The sequence below is a fragment of the Streptacidiphilus sp. MAP12-33 genome, assembly GCF_041261265.1.
Classification (GTDB): Bacteria; Actinomycetota; Actinomycetes; order Streptomycetales; family Streptomycetaceae; genus Streptacidiphilus.
This window is the reverse complement of record NZ_JBGCCA010000013.1, coordinates 160,075-181,609: the sequence shown is the minus strand read 5'-3', so window position 1 is coordinate 181,609 and position 21,535 is coordinate 160,075. Positions and strand designations below refer to the sequence as shown.

Annotated in this window: 17 protein-coding genes and 3 pseudogenes; 11 read left to right on the top strand and 9 right to left on the bottom strand. The window is 69.6% G+C overall.

The annotated features are described in order from the left end of the window. Positions 1-10: 10 nt before the first annotated feature. The gene (locus tag ABH931_RS15715; protein ID WP_370113526.1) at positions 11-652 is read right to left on the bottom strand and encodes a hypothetical protein; all 642 of its coding nucleotides are present in this window, start codon (positions 650-652) and stop codon (positions 11-13) included. Positions 653-982: 330 nt separating this feature from the next. Here ABH931_RS15715 and ABH931_RS15710 point away from each other — a divergent pair. After that, positions 983-1,252: pseudogene (locus ABH931_RS15710) on the top strand (metallopeptidase TldD-related protein); the annotation flags it as partial. Positions 1,253-1,738: 486 nt separating this feature from the next. Here ABH931_RS15710 and ABH931_RS15705 read toward each other — a convergent pair. The 5 genes and pseudogenes from ABH931_RS15705 to ABH931_RS15685 form a co-directional block, all read right to left on the bottom strand. After that, positions 1,739-2,630: pseudogene (locus ABH931_RS15705) on the bottom strand (integrase); the annotation flags it as partial. Positions 2,631-2,886: 256 nt separating this feature from the next. Then, positions 2,887-3,759: an IS3 family transposase gene (locus ABH931_RS15700; RefSeq protein ID WP_370113525.1), complete on the bottom strand. Its 873-nt coding sequence runs from the start codon at positions 3,757-3,759 to the stop codon at positions 2,887-2,889. Beyond that, on the bottom strand, positions 3,756-4,055 hold the full coding sequence (locus ABH931_RS15695; RefSeq protein WP_370113523.1) for a transposase: 300 nt from the start codon (positions 4,053-4,055) through the stop codon (positions 3,756-3,758). Before ABH931_RS15695 ends, ABH931_RS15700 begins: the two co-directional genes overlap by 4 nt. A 34-nt stretch (positions 4,056-4,089) precedes the next feature. Continuing rightward, positions 4,090-4,830, bottom strand: coding sequence for a hypothetical protein (locus ABH931_RS15690; protein ID WP_370113521.1), 741 nt, complete (start codon positions 4,828-4,830; stop codon positions 4,090-4,092). 209 nt (positions 4,831-5,039) lie between these two features. Beyond that, positions 5,040-8,507, bottom strand: a complete 3,468-nt coding sequence (locus tag ABH931_RS15685; RefSeq protein WP_370113520.1) for a hypothetical protein — start codon at positions 8,505-8,507, stop codon at positions 5,040-5,042. A 564-nt stretch (positions 8,508-9,071) separates the two neighbouring features. On the opposite strand from ABH931_RS15685, the gene ABH931_RS15680 reads away from it, so the two are divergent. The 3 genes from ABH931_RS15680 (at position 9,072) to ABH931_RS15670 (ending at position 11,332) form a co-directional block, all read left to right on the top strand. Beyond that, entirely contained in the window at positions 9,072-10,472 is a 1,401-nt protein-coding gene (locus tag ABH931_RS15680) for a metallopeptidase TldD-related protein (RefSeq protein ID WP_370113518.1), read from the top strand. A 106-nt stretch (positions 10,473-10,578) separates the two neighbouring features. Next, a complete protein-coding gene (locus ABH931_RS15675) occupies positions 10,579-10,911 on the top strand; it encodes a DUF3099 domain-containing protein (protein WP_370113516.1) in 333 nt (110 codons plus the stop codon). A gap of 172 nt (positions 10,912-11,083) precedes the next feature. Next, positions 11,084-11,332 carry a hypothetical protein gene (locus ABH931_RS15670; RefSeq protein WP_370113514.1) on the top strand — a complete coding sequence of 83 codons (249 nt, stop codon included), beginning with the start codon at positions 11,084-11,086 and terminating at the stop codon, positions 11,330-11,332. Here ABH931_RS15670 and ABH931_RS15665 read toward each other — a convergent pair. Beyond that, positions 11,262-12,551: a glycosyltransferase 87 family protein gene (locus ABH931_RS15665; protein ID WP_370113512.1), complete on the bottom strand. Its 1,290-nt coding sequence runs from the start codon at positions 12,549-12,551 to the stop codon at positions 11,262-11,264. The genes ABH931_RS15670 and ABH931_RS15665 overlap by 71 nt on opposite strands. Positions 12,552-12,686: 135 nt before the next feature. After that, the gene (gene moaA / locus ABH931_RS15660; protein WP_370113510.1) at positions 12,687-13,712 is read right to left on the bottom strand and encodes a GTP 3',8-cyclase MoaA; all 1,026 of its coding nucleotides are present in this window, start codon (positions 13,710-13,712) and stop codon (positions 12,687-12,689) included. Positions 13,713-13,875: 163 nt separating this feature from the next. Here moaA and ABH931_RS15655 point away from each other — a divergent pair, with 163 nt between their 5' ends. The 5 genes and pseudogenes from ABH931_RS15655 to ABH931_RS15635 all read left to right on the top strand — a co-directional run. Continuing rightward, positions 13,876-15,105 carry a CaiB/BaiF CoA transferase family protein gene (locus tag ABH931_RS15655; protein WP_370113508.1) on the top strand — a complete coding sequence of 410 codons (1,230 nt, stop codon included), beginning with the start codon at positions 13,876-13,878 and terminating at the stop codon, positions 15,103-15,105. Then, entirely contained in the window at positions 15,102-16,283 is a 1,182-nt protein-coding gene (locus ABH931_RS15650) for an acyl-CoA dehydrogenase family protein (RefSeq protein ID WP_370113506.1), read from the top strand. The genes ABH931_RS15655 and ABH931_RS15650 overlap by 4 nt, the downstream gene beginning before the upstream one ends. Before the next feature lie 54 nt (positions 16,284-16,337). Beyond that, positions 16,338-16,793 (top strand): hypothetical protein, encoded by a 456-nt coding sequence (locus ABH931_RS15645; RefSeq protein WP_370113504.1) that lies wholly within the window; start codon positions 16,338-16,340, stop codon positions 16,791-16,793. Between the two features lie 77 nt (positions 16,794-16,870). Then, positions 16,871-17,629 carry an SDR family oxidoreductase gene (locus tag ABH931_RS15640; protein ID WP_370113503.1) on the top strand — a complete coding sequence of 253 codons (759 nt, stop codon included), beginning with the start codon at positions 16,871-16,873 and terminating at the stop codon, positions 17,627-17,629. Positions 17,630-17,639: 10 nt separating this feature from the next. Further along, positions 17,640-18,590 (top strand): annotated as a pseudogene (locus tag ABH931_RS15635) (RNA polymerase subunit sigma-70); the annotation flags it as partial. Here ABH931_RS15635 and ABH931_RS15630 read toward each other — a convergent pair. Then, the gene (locus tag ABH931_RS15630; RefSeq protein ID WP_370113501.1) at positions 18,580-19,623 is read right to left on the bottom strand and encodes a zinc-dependent alcohol dehydrogenase family protein; all 1,044 of its coding nucleotides are present in this window, start codon (positions 19,621-19,623) and stop codon (positions 18,580-18,582) included. The pseudogene ABH931_RS15635 and the gene ABH931_RS15630 overlap by 11 nt on opposite strands. 52 nt (positions 19,624-19,675) lie before the next feature. On the opposite strand from ABH931_RS15630, the gene ABH931_RS15625 reads away from it, so the two are divergent. Together ABH931_RS15625 and ABH931_RS15620 are read left to right on the top strand one after the other, a co-directional pair. Continuing rightward, entirely contained in the window at positions 19,676-20,692 is a 1,017-nt protein-coding gene (locus ABH931_RS15625; RefSeq protein WP_370113499.1) for a DEDDh family exonuclease, read from the top strand. 23 nt (positions 20,693-20,715) lie between these two features. After that, positions 20,716-21,507, top strand: coding sequence for an SURF1 family protein (locus tag ABH931_RS15620; RefSeq protein ID WP_370113497.1), 792 nt, complete (start codon positions 20,716-20,718; stop codon positions 21,505-21,507). The last annotated feature ends 28 nt before the right edge of the window (positions 21,508-21,535 follow it).

The window sequence follows — 21,535 nt, the reverse complement described above, 5'->3', positions numbered from 1 at the left end:
ACGCCGCAGCTCAGCGGGGTAAGGGGAGGGACGTGCCATGACTCAATCCTCTCAGAGAATCGAGTCTCCATTCGAACCGGTGCGGTTCAGGATGCCACATCCGCTGCGTCTCGATATGCCGGCCCTCGGGGACAAGTTCGTGCCGCTTGGCGTACTCGATCACCCGCCGCCGATCCTTGACGACCTCGTCGGTGACGTCGTGAATCACGATCTGCCGCTCCTCGACGAGCCGCGCGACAAGGGCCTTGGCCTCCGCGAGCCGCGCCGCGGAAGACTTGGGAACCAATGCTCCCGCAGACGCCACGCGAGGCCGCGCCGCGGCCCGGATTGCCTTCGGCTGCCGTCTTCCCGGTGCCGCCGCTGTCGGCACCTGCGTGCTCATCTCGTTCGGCGTGGCTGCGACCGGATCGGCGCCCCCGCTGGCCTCCGGAGAGGGATGGTCAGGATGCCGGCCGTGTTCGAGATAGAAACGCCCGGCATCAGTCATCTCCGGCACCCACCGGCCACCGCGCCGGTCCACCGTGATCAAGCCACGATTCCGCAGCGCGTACCCTGTGGTCCGCTCCCGCGCCTGCACCTCACCGGCCCCACCCGCAGCAATACGACGGAGCAGTACCAACTGGATCTCATTCAACGGATCCCAACGATGCATACCCAGCAGCAGACACCCCCACCGAACGGCTCCGCGCCCTTTTCAGGCAACCCGCCCCGCACCACGAGCCTCATGCCACCATGCCCGCGAGATCCCCGCCCGGCATCCGGTCCCGCCACCGACCCAAGCCCGGCGACCCGCGCCCCACCTTGACGGCAGTCGGCCGGCCTCAGAAGACTCAGGCCGTCACCAGGCCGTCACGGCACCACGTACAGTCCGGTATGTACCGGTATGTACCGGTATCAACAGGGAGAATGGTCCAGCTGTGAAAGTGCCCCATGACCTGCGCAAACGCTACTTCTCGGCCCTGCCCGCCGGAGGTGATCAGTGAACTTCCAGTTCACACAACAACGGGCGTACCGAATCCGGAACGGCCGGCTCGCCGGACAGGTCAAGGACATGGCCTACCAGGGCACCACCACCGACTTCTGGGGCTCCCTGGTCGCGCTGGGCGGACCCCAGACCTATGTCCTCGGAGGGGCTTTCAACTGCGGAAAGGCCCAACCGGGGCAGGTAGCGGCGGTCTCCCACGGCTGCCCGTCGGCGCTGTTCCGCGACGTCAACGTCCTCAACACCGCCCAGGAGTCCGACCGCTCCTGAGGCAAGATCAGGCAGAAGTGCCGGCTGTTCAGGTCTGCAAGATGTTCACCGAACAGACGGCATAGCGGATCCGGCCGGAAACCCTTGCAGGCCAGTTCGCACTAGGGTCCGGCCGCCCACGACCGGGAGCGGCCGGACCCTCGAAACCGTCACCGGACCGGCACCACTGCACGCCGTTTGAGCCGTAACCGCAGCCGCAGGCAATCGACCCGAGCGAGTAGACGGCATCCGGAGCGTTTCAGGTTGCCCTGTTTACGACTTGGGGGCACCAGCGACCGTTCGTCGCGTCCCGCCGCCCCAGGCCCGAGTGCGGAAAGCGTTTCAGGTTCGGTTGCCTCTACCGAACCTGAAACGGTTCAGGTCATGCCGCCGTGCCCTCGGGAGCCCTTGAGGACGAGCCCGCCCCTGCGAAGTCCGGCGTCATTGTGGCTGCCGACAATCCCATCCGAGCAGTTCAGGCGGCATGTCGGTACTCGTGGATGACCCCAGCGTCCGGTCCAGGAGTTCATGGCGACAAGTCTGCACCCCAGCGCTCCATGATGGAGTTCATGCGCGGCATCCGAACTCCGGTGAGCACAAACTGGATGCCGGCGACGGCAATGATCTTGTCGAACAGAGCTGGGTACTTCGAGTCGCGATCCCGGATCAGGTACCTGACGGTGGCTCCGGCGTCCTCCAGATCCATGACGAGGTTCCTGGCGACCTGGGTAACCCAGGTCGCGGTGGGGTGCGCGGTGGTGCCGAGGATCCGGACGCGCCGCGTGGCGTGCTCGATGACTGCGAGGATGCACTGGCGTTGGCCGGTCAGGGTGACGGTCTCGATGAAGTCGCAGGCCAGCAGAGCGTCGGCCTGAGTGCGCAGGAAGTCGGCCCAGGTAGTCGCCCGGCAGTCCGGCGCGGGGTCGATGCCCTCGCCCCTGAGGATCTCCCACACCGTCGAAGCGGCGACCTTGATGCCGAGGGCGGCGAGTTCGCCGTGGACTCTTCGCTAGCCCCAGGACGGGTTCTCTCGCACGAGACGCAGGATCAAGAGCCGGATCGAGCGGACTGTAGGCGGGCGCCCAGGCCGCTTCGGCCGACAGGTACGCGCGTGGCTCTGCCGCATGAGATCACGGTGCCAGCGAAGCACCGTATCCGGGCGAACCAGCAGCCGCAGCCGGCTCAGGAACTCCCGGGGCAGCGGCACCATCAGAACGGCGAGGAACGCACGGTCCTCCGGAGCCAACGTCACTCTGTCCCCACCGAGCTGCCGCTCCAGGACGGCGATCTGGTGGCGCAGAACGAGGACCTCCGCGTCCTTCTCGCGGTCGCTCATCGGCAGCAACCGCACAGCGGCGAAGGCATGGGAGACAGCCAGATAGGCAAGGCGCATCAGCACAGGTGATCATCTTGCCGCAACTCCCACCAGTCCCTGAGCAGGGCGATGACATTCTCGGCAGGCGGAGTGTCCACCATCAGGGCGAAGGCCCAGCATGCAATTGTCGATGACCCATTGAAGTGTGAACACGCGTAATGCAGTCTGGCGTCTTCTCTCCAGGGAAGCTGACGCGGTTCACAGCCCTGGCCACCAGCCCGACACCGACTTGTCCTAACTTGAGCTTGCTCCGCTTTGACGGACACCCTTGGTGTGGTGGTCAGGCCGCGAGGACGTTCTCGTAGCTGGCGGGACTGCGGTAGCCGAGGCTGCTGTGCAGCCTGCGTATGTTGTACCAGCCCTCGATCCACTCGAAGATCGCGGAGTGGACAGCCGCCCGGCTCGGCCACGTTCGGTCGCCGATCAGCTCCCGTTTCAGGGTGGCGAAGAACGACTCGGCGAGCGCGTTGTCCCAGCACTGCCCAGTCCGGCCGACCGGCAGGCTGACGCCGAAGTCGCGTGCCAGAGAGGCGAATTCACGACTGGTGTACTGGCAGCCGCGATCCGTATGGAAGATCACCGGGCCCGATGGGCGGCGGGTCCGGCAGGCTGCTCGCAGGGCATCGGCGACCAGTTCGGTCCGCAGATGGTCGGCGGTGGCCCAGCCGACGACGCGACGCGAGGCGATGTCGATGACCGTGGCCAGGTAGAGCCAGCCCTCCTCGGTCGGGATGTATGTGATGTCGCCGCACCAGCGCGCGTCGAGGGCGGTCGGATCGGGCCGGAAGTCGCGCAGGACCAGGTCCGGCCGGGTGGCCGCTTGCGGGTCCGGGATCGTGGTGCGGTGGCGCCGGCGGCGGTGCCGCCCCTCAAGGCCTGCCTGGCGCATCAAGCCGGCGACCCGGCGTCGTCCGCACCGGTCGCCGCTCTGCTGGAGCTGGGCGTGGACGCGTGGGGCTCCGTAGCTTCCCCTGGAGTTCGCGTGGATCTCGGTGATCTTCGAGGTCAGCTCGGTGTCGCGGGCGGCGCGGGGACCGGGCTGGCCGTTGCGGCGGGTGTAGAAGGCGGCACGGGAGACCTGGAGCAGTTCACACGCGCGTTTGACGTTGTGACCTGCCTGCTTCTCCGCCTCGATGAACGGGTGGACCGTCACCGGGTCTCCTGCGCGAAGAAAGCCGTGGCCCGCTTGAGGATGTCCACGTCCTCGCGCAGGCGGCGGTTCTCCCGCCGCAGCCGGGCCAGTTCTTCGCGTTCGTCGCTGGTCAGGCCGTCCCGTTCGCCGGCGTTGGCTTCGGCCTGACGGATCCAGTCGCGCACCGCGGTCTCGGTCAGGTCGAAGTCCTTCGCGACCTGTCCGACGGACCGGTCGCCGCGCTGGCACAGGTCGACGATCTCGGCCTTGAACTCCGGTGTGAACGAGCGCCTGGGCCTCGGCTTCTTCTTCCCCATGATGGACATCATCCTTCCGGGGCCGAAGCCCTGATCAGGAGTGTCCGTCAAAGCGGATCAAGCCCAACTGACCCTGCAGCTGACCCCAGTTCCCGACCAGGCTCTCCAGTAGCGAGGCACTATCCATGGCGGGCTTCAAACTGTGGAGAACCTGCGCCAGCCTAAGCGCCACTTCCACAGATTCACCCGGTGCTAGCACAAGTCGCTCCATGACATCTTGCGCTGTGACTGGAAGCAACCGACCGGTCTCTGCAAGAAGAGCCTGCTCCATGTGGCGGGTAGTGGCCGCATCAAGGTCGGTATTCGCGGGGATGAGGGAGAGAGCCTCTGCCCAGCGTTTGCTGTAGCGATCACGAATCTGATTGAGATTCAGACCTTCGCATCCCAAATCGCCAGCTGCCCTCTGCAGTTCGCCAAGATAGTTGACCACGACATCGGTGCGGCTGAGCCGGTCTCTCCACATGTTCGACAAGGTCCCGCTGTCCGGGTGGCCTTCGATAGCCCGGGCAACGTCGATGGCCAGTTGCAGGCAACGCAAGGCCGACTCGAGCAGTGCCTCCAGGCAGCGCTCCCATTGGTCGTCGCCAGGGACGCGAGAACCACAGGCATCCTTGAACCATGCGTAGCAGGTATCACGGGTACTGCGGTCGCGCGTGTTACTGGGGTCAAGGTTATGGGCGAAAAACGTCCGCAGCCGGCCGAGAACGTGCCTGAACTGCTCCGCCTCAACGGGGTCCACCTGCACCCTGAGTGCCTGGCCAAGCAGGTACTTCATGCTCGCCTTCCACGCCTCTTCCAGCCATGAGCTGAGCCAGATTGTGGTGGTAACGAAACCGTGCTGCGGGCTGGACAGAACCGGGCGCGGCGCTGTGACCGGGTCCCCCACGGGACATGAAGTCAGAGCGTCACACAACATCTCCAACTCGTTTTTTCGCCGGTCGAGTTCGGAGAGGGTGGCAAGCAGTACCGGTCGTGCAGAGGCAATCATTTCCGCCCCCGTCGTGCCATGGTCGAAGGAAGCGGAACGCCGAGACTCGAGGTGACGGTGGGCCCCCTCCGTCCTCCTGGGCTGCGCGCGGGCTCAAGGATCGGCCCGCGAAGATTGAAGGCCACATGGGAATCCGGCAAAGCCAACCCAACCCCAGGGTCGGAGATCGCAAAATCATGCGTCTGAAAAGCCACTTCTCGCCCGAGCTCTTCCACCCAACACCTGCCCTTGCGCTGGTCCGCGTCCAACTGGCGGATGACCGGGTGGAACTTCAGCGGGCTACCCGAAGAATCGCTGGCCATGTACATGGATACGACCCTTCGACGAAACGTGAGCGACTGCTGCTCAGCCGTTCGGAACGCATCATAAGCAGCATTGACAAGCCCGAGATGAAAGAGCGAAAGAGCTCGCATGAACTCAACCCGCATAAGGGACAGCTCGTCCGCAGCCCTCAGCCGGTCGGCGAGATCCCGGCACTCAAGCCAGTCCTCGCGAGTGAGCGGCAGCGTGAGCCGTTCTCCGCCCATGAACCGGTGTCCCGTCTTCGCGAGCCAGAACAGATCCACCAGCAATCGCAGGCAGCGTCGATCGTTCATCGCGGCATCATGTGACTTCAAGTGCGTCAACGCCGCTTGGACGCCTGCCAGTACTGGTGCGTTACGCAGCAGCCCGCTCATCCGGAGCGCGTATAGATAGGCAGCGAGTGGCTCATCATGTTTCGCCAACTCCTGAAGCCGTTCGTCGGCAACCTTGTCATCACGCGCGAGGGCAGCAAGGTCGGCGAAGCGCGCATTATATTTGGCTTCCTGCTTCTCGCTGAGGTCAGCCACATCGAATAGCAACAGCCTGGAGATGCACTCAGAGAGCATTACGGTGGCTTCATGTTCGGGAAGCACATTCTTCTCGAGCACATCGATGGTGACCCAGCAAAGTACGTCCATTGGGTAGTACTTATCCGCTGATACTCGCATCGTGTCCGAGGTGACGCGCTGTACGCGATCAACGAGCCCGTTGACAAGATCCACCGGCAGCGGCGATGGAACCGAACCGTCCGGTCCGCTGCGCAGCAGCTCGTACAGCTTCGAGCCCGCGACGCTCGCCTGCTCCACCAGCAGGTTGGCGCGCAGTCCAGGGCGGGGCGATGGCGGCAACGTGGCCAGCGCCTCCTCGACTACTTGCTCGGCGCGTTCCAGGATCTGAGCTCGTTCGTTCGCATCGGAAAGTTGCCTACGCTGAGCGTACTTGACCCATTTGCGGCACAGGTTCGTTTCCAACAGTGCAAGTCGCTGGTTCGGTACGACGCTCGCACGGTTGGCGTGGGAGATCGCGTCTGCGATTCGAAGGAAATGCGGCGCGAAGCGGCCTTCCTGTTCTCCTTGTGGACCAATGCGATTGAGAAGGTCCACCGCAAACTGCACCTCGCCCCCGCCGGAGAGCGTACTGTCCGGCCTTACCTCCGAGAGTAGTTCTGCGAGTGCCTTGATCTCGGACTCCTCGCTGGTCCGCTCGGCTGTGACCAGGATCTGCGCTTCGAGCTCGTTGCGCGCAGATAGCAGGTAATTGCCACCGCGGTCCTCCTGCCAGCGGATGAGATCGACCTTGCCCAGCAACTGGGGCAGGTTACGGACACCGTCGCGTCCCACGACGCGCAGAGCGAGTTCGAGGGGAACGGACTGTCCGTGCCGCGATGCCACAAGCACCACATTGACCAGACGCTCGTATGGCCCCTGGTATGGAGACGCGCCAGCGCTCTCCCCTATGTCCCGCAGGGCCGAAGTCAGGCTGTCGACCAGGCCGGCCCTCGCAAGTGCTGCGGCCATCGCGCTCGGCGGAGAGTAAGTGGACGACGTACGTACCGCAGCAGCCAACGCCGTTTCAGTGTGCCTCAGCTCAAGCACCAGGCCCCCGCTAACCGCCCCTCTGCTCTCCGGAAGGAGACGATAGAGGGCGGAGAGAAAGGTATTGTCCTTCTGGATCAGGGGCCGGTCCCTGTCCGAAATGGTGATCCCCAGGGATTCGAGGTGCTGGGCGAAGCGCGCCATTTCCCCGCTAACCAGCGACGCGGGCGCCTCAACAACCTGTCGGGTCCTGCGCTCGTTGCTGCGATAGCAACTTCCGACCAGCACGGCCTTACGGCCACGAGCGTCGAGGTATTTCGCCAGCCGGAAGTACTCGTCTGGATCAACCATCCCGTCCCACACCAGCAAGGTGGTTTTGATGGACGTGTTCTCAACCCATTCGCAGAATGAGTCGATCGCCTCAAAAGATGGCCGGATAGCCCGCCGAGGTACGTGCAGGACCGCATGCTGGCCCTCACGCGCGACCGAGTAGGCGAGCGAGGCCAAGGCAATCGTTTTTCCACTGCCCGTCTGCCCTTCGAGCAGCAATGGACGTTCTAGCAGACCACGACTTGTCAACGCTGTGTCCACACGGTCGCGCAGGTCCGCCTCGTAGTCCCTACGAAACGCCAGTCCGCTGCTGATCGCTGACCAGATATTGGAAGACTCCGTCGCTCCAAGGAACTCCCGGAACCGGAGGTATCGCAGCTCCTGCGACTGGACAGGCGGAGCCGCGAGCAAGTTCGCATCGATCGGTTGTCCGAATGGGGTGACAGCATCCCAAATACCCCGGGGGACCTCGTGGAATTCACGGCCGTGCCTGATCCGGTGACCGCCGGAATCGAAGCGCTGAAGGTCCGTCAGCCGCCCGCGTCGCCGGGCCTCCTCGACGTAGCTTGCAAAGTCTTCCGCGTGAGCGACCAGCGTGCCCTCGGCGATCGCTGCGGCGAGGAATTCGTCATCGAGCTCGGCGGAGCCAACTGAGAACAGATGCGCCTGACCATGCCCCAGACGAGAGAGGACTCCGTACAGGTCCTCAGAGTCGAACCAGTCGTCGGCCCCCCACGCCTCGATGACCAGAACGCCCCGCGGCGTGATGAGCTCGTCCGGGAGGCGCTGCGCGAGAGCCCTGGCCTCCACCTTGCGCGCGCCGAGCCCAAGCCGACCGGTCGGCGGCTGGTTCTCTGGAGGTTGGTCGGCGCCCCCGAAGAGAAGAACGGCCTGGACCTGATTCGTACTCCTCGGCGTGGAGGGCCGGAAGCTCGAGGCCGCTACCGGCTGGACCTGTCGCCAGTCGTTTCGAAGTGCCCGGAGGAACAGGGAATCGACCGCGGTACCGAACACCCCGTTCCACGGCAGGTCGAGCACTACATTGAGCCAGGCTGGTGCAGTCAGTTCGGCGGCAGCCCTGGCCAGAGTGGCGAGCACCGCCTCGCGCGTGTCATCGCGAACCTTACTCAAGAGCGAGTACAGATCCGGTGCGTAGGCAAGGTTCTCCACTGACCGCGAGACCGGTCCGACCAGCGGATCCTCACCGCTCTCCAGACGCAGGTACTTCTGGCCCAGGAGGAGGAAGCTCGGTCCTTGTTCGAGGCGGCTGATCAGATCCTCGTATTGAGCTGTCATCGTTCTCCTCGCAGGTCACGCTGAAGAGCGCCCATCATAGTGGCTGACAGACTGTCATGCCTGCCCTGGATCTTCTCGCCTGCACGCTGCACAATCTCTTCATCCACCGCTTATGGGGCCAGGTTGAGGCTTCGGTCCGGGACTACGTCGGTCACAGCTCGGGGCGACGGTGGCAGACGTACTCCTGGGCCCTCGTCTCCTCCTTCCTGTCACGGCGGGGACGGTGGATCAGGCCATCGGGGCGGTGGGTCGGTGGCTGATGTCACCGCCGGCCTACGACACTTCCGCCGCTCGGTCGGGGAATTCAAGCGAAGCGGGGAATTGATCAGCAGCCGAGCGGGGCTGACAAAATCAGACGGGTGCGGCTCTGCTCGAGAGGCAGTGATCATGCCCGCGCAAGGCCGCCGCTCAGGCGGACAGCGTGGACCCGATCCGATGCCGTCGCACCGGCCCGCGCCTTGACGAAAGCCGACCGACCTCAGAAGACTCAGGCCGTCAGCAGGCTGTCACGACACCACGTACAGTCCGAAATGCACCGGAATCGACAGGGAGAATGGTCCAGCTGTGAACAGCGTCAAGCCCCACGAGCTGGTCGAGCGCGCCCTGGAACTGTCCCGCGCGGACGGCTGCGTCGTCATCGCCGACGAGGAGTCGACGGCCAACCTGCGCTGGGCCGGCAACAGCCTCACCACCAACGGTGTCACCCGCGGCCGCACCCTGACCGTCGTCGCCACCGTCGACGGCCAGGAGGGAACCGCCTCGGGCGTGGTCTCCCGCGAGGCGGTGACCCGCGACGACCTGGCGGAGCTGGTCCGCGCCGCCGAGGAGGCCGCCCGGGCGGCGGGTCCGGCGGAGGACGCGCAGCCGCTGCTCGCGCCCACCGGTCCGGCCTCCGCCGACTTCACCGAGGCCCCGGCGGAGACCACCGCCGAGGTCTACGCGGCGTTCGCCCCGGCACTCGGCGAGGCCCTCGCGCGCGCCCGCAAGAGCGGCCGGCTGCTCTACGGCTTCGCCAACCACATGGTCACCTCGACCTATCTGGGCACCTCCACCGGCGTCCGGCTCCGCCACGACCAGCCGACCGGCACGCTGGAACTGAACGCCAAGACCGCCGACCTCTCCGCCTCCGCCTGGGCGGGCGCGGCCACCCGCGACTTCCGGGACGTGGACGTGGAGGTGCTGGAGGCGCAGCTCACCCAGCGCCTGGCCTGGGCCGAGCGCAGGATCGACCTGCCGGCCGGCCGCTACGAGACGCTGCTGCCGCCCTCCGCGCTGGCCGACCTGATGATCTACATGACCTGGTCGGCGGGTGGCCGCGACGCCAAGGAGGGCCGCACGGTCTTCTCCAGGCCGGGCGGACAGACCCGCCTCGGCGAGAAGCTGGCGCAGCTGCCGCTGACGCTGCGCAGCGACCCGGCCTACCCGGGCCTGGAGGCCGCGCCCTTCGCCGTCGCGCACGCCTCCGGCGGCGACAGCTCCGTCTTCGACAACGGCCTGCCGCTGGCCCCGACGGACCTGCTCCGCGAGGGCGAGCTGACCAACCTGCTGACCACCCGTCACTCGGCGGGCCTGACCGGCCTGCCGGTGCGCCCGGCCATCGACAACCTGATCTTCGAGGGCGCCGAGCCGCAGAGCGGCGCGACGCTGGAGGAGATGGTGGCCCGGACGGAACGCGGCCTGCTGTTGACGTGCCTGTGGTACATCCGCGAGGTGGATCCGGCGACACTGCTGTTGACCGGCCTCACCCGGGACGGGGTCTACCTCGTCGAGAACGGCGAGGTGAAGGGCGCGGTGAACAACTTCCGGTTCAACGAGTCCCCCGTCGACCTGCTCGGCCGGATCACCGAGGTCGGCCGGACCGAGCGGTGCCTGCCGCGCGAGTGGGGCGACTGGTTCACCCGGGCCGCGATGCCGCCGGTGCGGGTGCGGGACTTCCACATGAGCTCCGTGAGCCAGGCGTCGTAGAAGTGAGTCGTGTCGCGGGCACCCCCCTCTCCTCGGGCGGGTGCCCGCGGCGTACGGTGGTCCCAGGGGACGGGCCCCACCAGGGACACAGGGGCGGTGCGGCAGGATGGGCAAGGCGAAGGCGGTCCGGATCACCGGCGCGCGGACCGGCCTGACCGAGGACGTGCGGGGGCGGCAGCGCCGCTACATGTTCGCCATGGTGGTGCGCACCGTCTGCGTGATACTCGCCGTCGTGCTGTGGCAGGAGTCGCGGATCGCGGCGATCGTCGCCCTCGTCGGCGGCACGCTCATCCCCTACTTCGCCGTCGTCTTCGCCAACGCCGGCCGCGAGGGCGCGCCGAAGGTCCCGGAGTCGTTCTCCATCGACTACGTGCCGCCGCCCGCGCTCGGTCCCGGAGCGGACGCCAGGGCGGACGCGACGCGGGAGCAGCAGTCCTAAGAGAGCCTCAAGGCAGCCTCAAGTACTTTCGCCGGATCGGTGGCCACCGGCACATGCCTTCGTGCCATACTGCTCACGCGCTCCGCATCCCCCGTCGGAGCGACGGACCGATGCCGGGCGGCTCCCCCCGTGGCTGCCCGGCATCGCCATGAGGCGGCATAGGCTGCTGCTCATGAACACCGAAGCACCCGAAACCGCCATCTGCTCGGCCAAGGGCTGCCGCGCCGCCGCCGTCTGGGTACTGGCCTGGAACAACCCCAAGCTGCACACCCCCGAGCGCCGCAAGACCTGGCTCGCCTGCGACGAGCACAAGGAGCACCTGGCCCAGTTCCTGGACCTGCGCGGTTTCCTCAAGGACGTCGTGACGCTCGAGAGCTGGCAGTCTGCCGATCAGCGTGAGGGCGAGGCGCGGGCAGGCTGACGGCGACCGCCGGCGTGAGCCGCTCCGGCCGCCGGCGCAGCAGCCGCCACGCCAGCAGCCCGAGCGTGGCCGTCCCGACGAGCACGTACGCGTTGCCGAGCAGCATCTGTACCGGGTTCCAGCTCAGCTCGCGCCGCTCGCCCATGGGGACCACGAACAGCGACCAGCCGGTGAAGACCACGGCCAGCCCGGCGAGCAGCAGCCTCGGCTCGCGCGCGGGGGTACGCAGCACCTGACGGACCAGCAGGGCAGCCAGCGGCACCACGAGGACCCAGTGGTGACTCCACGATATGGGGCTCGCCAGCGCCGCCGCACACGCCGTCACCAGCAGCGCGCCCAGCGCCTCGCCCCGCGCGTGCAGCCGGCGGGCGACGAGCAGCGCGGCCACCACGCAGACGGCCCCCGCCACGGCGGCCACGCCGAAGGCCCAGCCCGCCTGACCGGACAGGCGCTGGAGCAGACCGTTCAGCGACTGGTTGCCGCCCCAGGCGTTCCCGGTGGCGTCGTCACCGCCCAGCATGCCGCCGGTGAGGTAGCTGACGGTGTCGGCCGGAAGCAGCAGCGCACCGACGAGGTTGAGCCCCACGAACGTGCCGACCGCCCGCAGCGCGTCGGCCCTGCGGCCGGTGACGAGCAGGTGCGCGACGAACAGCAGCGGCGTCAGCTTGACCGCCGCGGCGAGCCCGATCAGGGTCCCGCCCCAGCGGGTCCGCGGCAGCAGCAGGACATCGACCATCACCAGCGCGAGCAGCAGCAGGTTGACCTGCCCGAGCGAGAAGGTGCGCCACACGGGCTCCAGCGCGAACGCGCCGAGGAAGGTCAGCGCGGCGGCGGGCGTCCAGGCGACGGTCCGGCCTCCGGGCCGGTAGGTCCCCTGCACGCCGGTCCTGACGACGAACCCGAGGGTCAGCGCGGACGCCACCGCCATCACGCCCCAGGCGAGCTGCAGCGGAAAGAGCGTCAGCGGCGTGAAGAGCAGGGCCGCCACGGGCGGGTAGGTGAAGGGCAGCTGCCGCACCTGCGACCAGTCCGGGAGCGTCGCCAGCGGCTCGTACAGCGGCTTGCCGTGCAGCACGGCCCAGGCCCCGGCCCGGTACACCGCGTCGTCGAACCCCATCGGCCACCCCAGCACCCAGCCGGTGACCGCGGTCACCGCGAGCAGCACCGAGGCGGTGGCGGCGGGACGGCGAACCAGCACGTTCCGGCTCTCGTGCGGCATACGGGCTTCCCCCTGGGCTCGAATGGCACCGGCCACTCTATGCCCTGCCCCTTCGCGAAATCGCACGACCGTTCACTTCTGCGCACGGGCCAGGTTGCACCACCCGGGGGCACGAGGCTCTGAAGGCTGCGCCGCCTACCCGCCGATGGCGGACATCGGGCGGGCGGGCTGGTGGAAGGCCGGGGCGTCGATGCCCGCGGGCGCGTCCGTGCCGGCGGCGGCCTTCTTGCCCCACATCGCCTTGCGCCACAGCTCCGCGATCTCCGCGTCGCTGCCGCCGCCGCGCAGCGCGCCGCGCAGGTCCGTCTCCTGCGTCGCGAAGAGGCAGTCGCGGATCTGGCCGTCGGCGGTGAGCCGGGTACGGTCGCAGGCGCGGCAGAACGGGCGGGTGACCGAGGCGATGACGCCGACCCGCGCCGGGCCGCCGTCGACGAGCCAGCGTTCGGCCGGAGCCGCGCCGCGCGCCGCGCCGGGCTCGGGGGTGAGGGTGAACCGCTCGCCCAGGCGCGCGAGGATCTCCTCGGCGGTGACCATGTTGGCGCGGACCCAGCCGTGCTGGGCGTCCAGCGGCATCTGCTCGATGAAGCGCAGCTCGTAGCCCCGCTCCAGCGACCAGGCCAGCAGGTCCGCCGCCTCGTGGTCGTTGACGCCGCGCATCAGCACCGTGTTCAGCTTGACCGGCCGCAGCCCGGCCGCGTGCGCGGCCTCGATCCCGGCCAGCACGTCGGCGAACCGGTCGCGGCGGCTCAGCGTGCGGAAGGTCTCCGGATCGAGCGTGTCGAGGGAGACGTTGACCCGGTCCAGCCCGGCCCCGGCCAGCGCGGACGCCGTCCGCGCGAGGCCGATGCCGTTCGTCGTGAGGGACAGCTCGGGCCGCGGGGTGAGCGCCGCGCACTGCGCGACGATGCCCACCAGGCCGGGCCGCAGCAGCGGCTCGCCGCCGGTGAAGCGGACCTCGCGCACGCCCAGGTCGGTGACCGCGATCCGGACCAGCCGGACGATCTCCTCGTCGCTGAGCAGGGAGTCCTTGGCCAGCCACTGCATACCCTCCTCGGGCATGCAGTACGTGCAGCGCAGGTTGCACCGGTCGGTCAGCGAGACGCGCAGGTCCACCGCGCGACGCCCGAAGGTGTCGAGCAGGCCTGTCTCCGCCGTGGTCACGTTGCGCTCCGCCTTCCGGTTGCCTCTCCGCACCAGCCTAGTGCGCCGCCCGGACAGTCCGGGCCCGGCGACCACGCCATGGACGTTCCGGAGTGTCCATGTCGTGCTTCTCACCAGCGGGGCCTATTCCGGGCTTTGTTTGGATCTTGCAAGCATGGGACCCATGGCAACCACACCTGCCCCACTCGACGGCGTGCTCGTGGCCGACTTCAGCCGCGTGCTGGCCGGTCCTCTCGCCGCGGCGACCCTCGCCGACCTGGGCGCGACCGTGGTCAAGGTCGAACGGCCCGGCGCCGGCGACGACACTCGCTCCTGGGGGCCGCCGTTCGTCGACGGGACCGCCGCCTACTTCGACTGCGCCAACCGTTCCAAGCAGGGGATCACTCTCGACCTGGGCGATCCGGCCGACGCCGCGCTGGCCCGCGAGCTCGCCGCCCGCGCCGACATCCTGATCGAGAACTTCAGGCCCGGCTCGCTCGCCCGCTACGGCCTGGACCAGGCCGCGGCGCTGGCGGCCAACCCGGGCCTGGTCTACTGCTCGATCACCGGCTTCGGCACCGGCAGCCCGCTGCCGGGCTACGACTTCGTGATCCAGGCCATGGGCGGCCTGATGAGCATCACCGGCGAGCGCGACGGCGAGCCGCACAAGGTCGGCGTCGCGCTGGTGGACGTGCTGACGGCCAAGGACGCGGTGGCCGCGATCCTCGCCGCGCTGCGCCACCGTGACCGCACCGGTCAGGGCCAGCACGTCGAGGTGAACCTCTTCGCCAGCCTGCTCGGCTCGCTCGCCAACCAGGCCTCCTCCTACCTGGCCACCGGCCGCGCCCCGGGCCGGATGGGCAACCAGCACCCCAGCATCGCCCCCTACGAGACGCTGCACTGCGGTTCGGACGTCGGCGGCGCGGCCGAGCTCCTCGCCGTGGCCTGCGGCAACGACGGGCAGTTCCGCGCGCTGGCCAAGACCCTCGGCGTGCCCGGCCTGGCCGAGGACCCGCGCTGGGCCACCAACGGCGAGCGGGTGCGCAACCGCGCCGAGCTCGTGGTCGTGCTGGAGGCGGCGCTCGCCGCGCACGGCGCGGCCGAGTGGCAGGCCCGGCTGACCGAGGCGGGCGTCCCGTGCGGGCCGGTCAACGATCTGGCGGGCGCCTTCGCGCTCGCCGCCGAGCTGGGCCTGGACCCGGTGGCGCAGGTGGGCCAGGACCGGGTGCCGCAGGTGCGCAGCCCGCTGACGCTCACCGCCACGCCGGTCCGGCCGCCCGTCGCCCCGCCGCGTCTGGGCGAGCACAATGACGCCGTGCGCGCCTGGCTGGCCGCGCCCGCCGACACGCCTGTCCCCGACACCGCAGCTCTCCCCGACACCGCAGCCTCCGCGACCGAGCCTGAGAAGGAATGACCATGAGCCCCGCACTCGACCCCCGTGACCCGCTCGGTTTCGACGACCTGCTGAGCGAGGAGGACCTCGCGGTCCGCGACACCGTGCGCGCCTGGTGCGCGGACCGGGTCCTGCCGCACATCGCCGACTGGTACGAGGCGGGCGAGCTGCCGACCGTCCGCGAGCTGGCGCGCGAACTCGGCTCGATCGGCGCGCTGGGCATGCACCTGCACGGCTACGGCTGCGCCGGCGCGACCGCCGTCCAGTACGGCCTGGCCTGTCTGGAGCTGGAGGCCGCCGACTCCGGCCTGCGCTCCCTGGTCTCCGTCCAGGGCTCCCTGGCGATGTACGCCATCTACCGCTGGGGCTCGGAGGAGCAGAAGCAGCAGTGGCTGCCGGGCATGGCGGCGGGCGAGATCATCGGCTGCTTCGGCCTGACCGAGCCCGACCACGGCTCCGACCCGGCCTCGATGCGCACCAACGCCAAGCGCGACGGGGACGACTGGATCCTCAACGGCCGCAAGATGTGGATCACCAACGGCTCCGTGGCCGGGGTCGCCGTGGTCTGGGCGCAGACCGAGGAGGGCATCCGGGGCTTCGTCGTCCCGACCGACGCCCCCGGCTTCTCGGCGCCGGAGATCAAGCACAAGGGTTCGCTGCGCGCCTCGGTCACGTCCGAGCTGGTCCTGGACGACGTGCGGCTGCCCGCCGACGCCGTCCTCCCCGAGGTCCGCGGCCTGAAGGGCCCGCTGTCCTGCCTGAACCAGGCCCGCTACGGGATCGTCTGGGGCGCGCTCGGCGCGGCCCGCTCCTGCCTGGAGACCGCCCGCGAGTACAGCATCACCCGCGAGCAGTTCGGCAAGCCGCTCGGCGGCTTCCAGCTCACCCAGGCCAAGCTCGCCGACATGTCGCTGGAGCTCAACAAGGGCCTGCTGCTCGCCTGGCACCTGGGCAACCGGATGGACAACGGGACGCTGCGCCCGGAGCAGGTCAGCTACGGCAAGCTCAACAACGTCCGCGAGTCCATCGAGATCGCCCGGAAGTCCCGGACCATCCTGGGCGCCAACGGCATCAGCTTCGAGTACCCGATCATGCGGCACGCCAACAACCTGGAGTCGGTGCTCACCTACGAGGGCACCGTGGAGATGCACCAGCTCGTCATCGGCAAGGTGCTGACCGGCCAGGACGCCTTCCGGTAACCGGTGTCGGCCCCTCCTCTCCCCAGGCCGGAGGAGGGGCCCTACCATCGCCGCGTGGACACGACGACCTATCGCATCCCCCGTGCCCAGCGCCGGAAGTTCCTGCGGTGGGGGCTGGGTCTCTGGCTGCCCGCCCTCGCCTGCCTCGCCGCCGTGCACTGGCCGATCGGCCGGGTGGGCTTGGCCTTCTTCGTCGTCCTCGCACTGGTCGTGGACCTCACCTACCTGAACATCGCGCTCGGCCGGACCCTCGTCTCCGCGCACGGCATCGCGTCCCTGCGGCCGCTGGCCAGGAGGTCCTGGAGGTGGAACGAGATCGCCTCGGTCGAGGTGGACGTCGCCACCTACAGCAAGGGCGCACCCATCTCCCACGTGGCCGTCCGGACGACCGGGGGCCGCAAGCGGCGCCTGGCGGTGCCCTACTCGACCGACGGCCTCGCTGACGACACCTTCCAGCAGACGGCCGACGACATCATCGCGGCCTGGCGGTCCCGGCGACGGGCGTACTGATCCGGGCCTGCGCGACGGATTCCCGCCCTGCGGCTGGTCTGGATACCGACAGACCCGTCCAGCCGTAGGAGCAGACCATGACCGCCACCCCCGCACCCGCCACCCCCGCACCCGCCACCGCCGTCGTCACCGGAGCGGGACGCGGCTTCGGCCGCGCCGTCGCCGCCGCGCTCGTCGCCGAGGGGCATCGCGTCCTCGGCATCGCCCGGACCCGGGCCGATCTGGAGGCCGTCCGGGACGAGCTCGGCGCCGGCTTCGTGCCCGTCGTCGGGGACGCCACCGACGAGGCGCTCGCCGAGCGGCTCGTGCGCGAGGAACGTCCCGCCCTGCTCGTGCTCAACGCCGGAGCCCGGCCGCTCCTCGCGGCGCTGCACGAGCAGAGCTGGGAGAGCTTCGCCGTCAACTGGAACACCGACACCCGTCAGGCCTTCGCCTGGACCCGCGCGGCGCTGCGCGCGCCGCTGGTGCCCGGGAGCGTCGTCGTGGAGATGTCGAGCGGAGCCGCACTGAAGGGCTCGCCGCTCAGCGGTGGCTACGCGGGCGCCAACGCGGCGATCCGCACCATCGGCGACTACGCCGCCCAGGAGTCGGCACGGGCGGGGCTCGGGATCCGGTTCGTCACCCTGCTGCCGCAGCTCACCCCGACGGGCGTCGGCGCGGAGGCCGTCGACGGCTACGCCGCGCGGGCGGGACTGGACCGGGAGGCCTACCTCGCCGGCATGCAGCCGCTGCTCACGCCGGAGCTGGTCGCGAAGGCGGTCCTGCAGGTGGCGGCGGATCCGGACAGCGCCGCCGAGTACGTGGTGACCGGCGCCGGCCTCAAGCCGCTGGGCTGAGGCTGCCGCTACCGTGAGGACCATGGTCCCGGACGCCGAGTTCGCCACCCTCACCGAGCCGTTCCGGCGGGAGCTGCTCGCGCACTGCTACCGGATGCTCGGCTCGGTCCACGATGCCGAGGACCTGGTGCAGGAGACCTACCTGCGGGCCTGGCGCGGCTTCGACCGGTTCGAGGGCCGGTCCTCGGTCCGGCGCTGGCTCTACAGGATCGCGACCATGGCCTGCCTGACCGCCCTGGAGACCCGTGCCCGCCGTCCTCTGCCCTCCGGCCTCGGCGCGCCGTCGGACGACGCGCGCGCCCCGGTCGCGGAGCGCGAGCCGGGCGTCCCGTGGCTGGAGCCGGTCCCGGACCGGCTGCTGGGGGACCCGGCGACGGTGGCCGCCTCCCGGGCGGGGGTGCGGCTGGCCTTCATCGCGGCGCTGCAGTTCCTCACCGCCCGCCAGCGCGCGGTGCTGACGCTGCGTGACGTGCTGGCCTTCCGCACCGCCGAGGTCGCCGCGATGCTGGACACGACGGAGGCGGCGGTCGACTCGACCCTGCGCCGGGCCCGCACGGCGATGGCCGAGGCGGGTCCGCTCCCCGACGACCTCGCCGAACCGGACGCGGCGGACCGGCGCCGTCTTCTCGACGGCTACGTCGACGCGTTCACCCGCGCCGACGCGACCGCGCTGGTGCGGCTGCTGCGCACCGACGTCGAGCTGGAGATGCCCCCGATCCCCACCTGGTTCACCGGCCGCGAGGCCGTCGTCGGCTTCCTCGCCTCCCACGTCCTGCACCCGGGGCTGTGGCGGCTGGAGCCGAGCGCGGCCAACGGGCAACCGGCCCTGGTCATCGACCGGCGCGCCGAGAACGGCACGTACCGACCGTACGGTGCCCAGGTGCTGACGCTGCGCCAGGGTCGGGTCGCCCGGATCGCGTCCTTCAACGACCCGCTCCTGGTGCCCGTGTTCAGAAGGTGATCTTGACCTTGAGCGCGGTGCGCTCGTCCATCGCCTGGTAGCCGTCCGGCACGCCGTCCAGCGTCACGTCGGCGTCGAAGACCGGCGAGGGGTCGATGACACCGGCCAGCACGTCCGCCAGCAGCTCGGGGATGTAGGCGCGGGCCGGGGCCACGCCGCCGCGCAGCGCGACGTTGCGGTTGAACATCTGGCCGATGTCGACGCCGGCGCTGCCGCCGTGCGGGACGCCGACGTAGCCGACCGCGCCGCCGTCGCGGGTGATGGAGATCGCCGTCTTCATGGACTGCTCGGTGCCCACGGCCTCCAGGACCGCGTGCGCGCCCAGACCGCCCGTCAGCTCGCGCACCGCGTCGACCGCCTCGTCGCCGCGGGCGGCGACCACGTCGGTCGCGCCGAAGGTGCGGGCGATCGCGGTGCGGGCGTCGTGGCGGCCCATGGCGATGATCCGCTCCGCGCCCAGCCGCTTGGCGGCCAGGACGCCGCACAGGCCGACCGCGCCGTCGCCGACCACGGCGACCGTCGCGCCGGGGCGCACGCCCGCGGCGACGGCCGCGTGGTGACCGGTCGACATGACGTCGGACAGGGCCAGCATCGCCGTCAGCAGCCGTGGGTCCGACTGGGCATCGGCGGGGAGCCTGACCAGGGTGCCGTCGGCGAAGGGGACCCGGACCGCCTCGCCCTGGCCGCCGTCGGAGCCGGGCTCGCCCCAGAAGCCGCCGTGCGGGCAGGAGGTCTGCAGTCCCTCAACGCAGAACTCGCAGACGCCGTCCGACCAGACGAACGGCGCGACGACCAGGTCGCCGGGCTTGACCGAGTGGACGTCAGCACCGACGGACTCGACCACGCCCAGGAACTCGTGCCCGATCCGCTGGCCCTTCTCGCGGGCGGCGACGCCTCGGTAGGCCCACAGGTCGCTGCCGCAGATGCAGGCGAGGACCGTGCGGACCACGGCGTCGGTGGACTTGCGGACGACTGGATCGGGGACCTCCTCCACCCGGATGTCGTTCGGTCCGTGGATCACTGTGGCGCGCATGATGGGTCTCTCTGTCAGGGGCTGTCAGCCTTCCACCGTATTGTGTTCCACCGTGCTTCCTGGATCTGACATCGAGACCTGGCCTGTGGACTACCCGGACGCCGGGTGGGCCGTGGTCGACGTGGAGACCACCGGCCTCGGCCGGACGGACCGCGTGGTCTCCGTCGGTGTCTACCAGCTGGATCCGCACGGAACGGTGCAGGACCACTGGTACACCACCGTCAACCCGGAGCGCGATCCGGGCCCGGTCTGGATCCACGGGCTGACCAGCGACGTGCTGGAGGGCGCGCCGACCTTCCCCGGCGTGGCCGAGGAGCTGAGCCGCCGCCTCGACGGGCGGGTGCTGGTGGCGCACAACGCCCTGTTCGACTGGTCGATGATCTCGCGTGAGTACGCCCGGATGAGTGACCGGGCCCCGATCGAGCAGCGGCTGTGCACGATCGTGCTCTCCCGGGACCTCGGGCTGCCGCTCTCCAACCACAAGCTCGGCACCCTGGCCGCGCACTTCGGGGTGGAGACCCGTCAGGCCCACCACGCGCTGGACGACGCCCGGGTGCTCGCGGAGGTCTTCCGGCCGAGCCTGCGGCTGGCCGCCGAGGCCGGGCTGCGGCTGCCGCTCGTGCCCTGCGTGCCGATAAGCGATCTGGGCCTGGCGGAGGAGGCGCGGGCGCAGTCGCGCATCCCCGCGCAGACCGTGCGCCGGCCGGGCACCTGGGGGGGCTACCGCCCGGCCAGACGGCGGCCCGCCTGCCCGTACCCGAACCCGGGGCGCTGGCAGGCGGACGGCCCGCTGGTGCAGGGCATGCGGGTGGCGATCACCGGCGACACCGGGATCGACCGCGAGGTGCTGGAGGACCGGCTGACCGAGGCGGGGCTGCACGTCGCCTCCTCTGTGAGCAGGCTCACCAGTCTGCTGGTCACCAACGACCCCGGCGGCTGGTCCACCAAGGCGCGCAAGGCCCGCGAGGTGGGCACCCCCACCGTGGACGAGGCGGCGTTCCTGCAGTTGCTGCAGCGTGTGCAGGCCCAGGGAGACGCACAGCACGTACCCCCCCGGCAGGACGGCTGACCCCGCGGAGGTACGGTTCTTCGGTGTTCCGCATCCTGCTCACCCGGCGCTGGGTGGTGCTCACCCTGGTCTTCCTGGCGGTCATCCCGGTGATGATCTGGCTGGGCCAGTGGCAGTACCACCGCTACCAGCAGACCAACCGCAACAACGCCATGATCAACGCCAACCTCGCGGCGGCGGCGGTGCCCATGGAGCGGCTGTCACAGCCGGGCGCGACGATCCCGATCGACCAGATGTACCGGACCGTCACCGCGCGCGGGCACTTCGACCCGGCCCACGAGTTCGTGGTGCGGCACCGCACCGACGCCTCCGGCGACAACATCGGCTTCTACCTGGTCACCCCGCTGATCCAGGACGACGGCAAGGCCGTGCTGGTCAACCGCGGCTGGATCACCCCGGGCAACACCATGGGCGCCCAGTTCCCGGCCGTGCCGTCCACTCCGACCGGTGAGATCACCGTCACCGGGCGGCTGCGCCCCGACGAGACCACCGCGCTGACCGGCATCCGCAACCCCGGCGGCATGCCCGACCGGCAGTTCATGCTGATCAACAGCGGTGAGCAGCGCCAGCGGCTCGGCGAGCCGCTGCTGGCCGGCTACCTGGAGCTGACCGGCAGCTCACCCGGGCTGCCCTCCTCCGCCCAGGCCGAGCAGGTGCCGAACCCGAACGACAACCAGTCCGACAGCATGGCCGTCGTCGGCAAGGGCGTGCACCTGCCCTACGCGATCCAGTGGTGGGTCTTCGCGGCGCTGATCCCCCTCGCCTGGTGGTTCCTGCTCCGACGCGACGCGAGGCTGGCGGCCCGAAAGGCCTGATTTCCACCGTCCGGGCAGGCAGGATGGC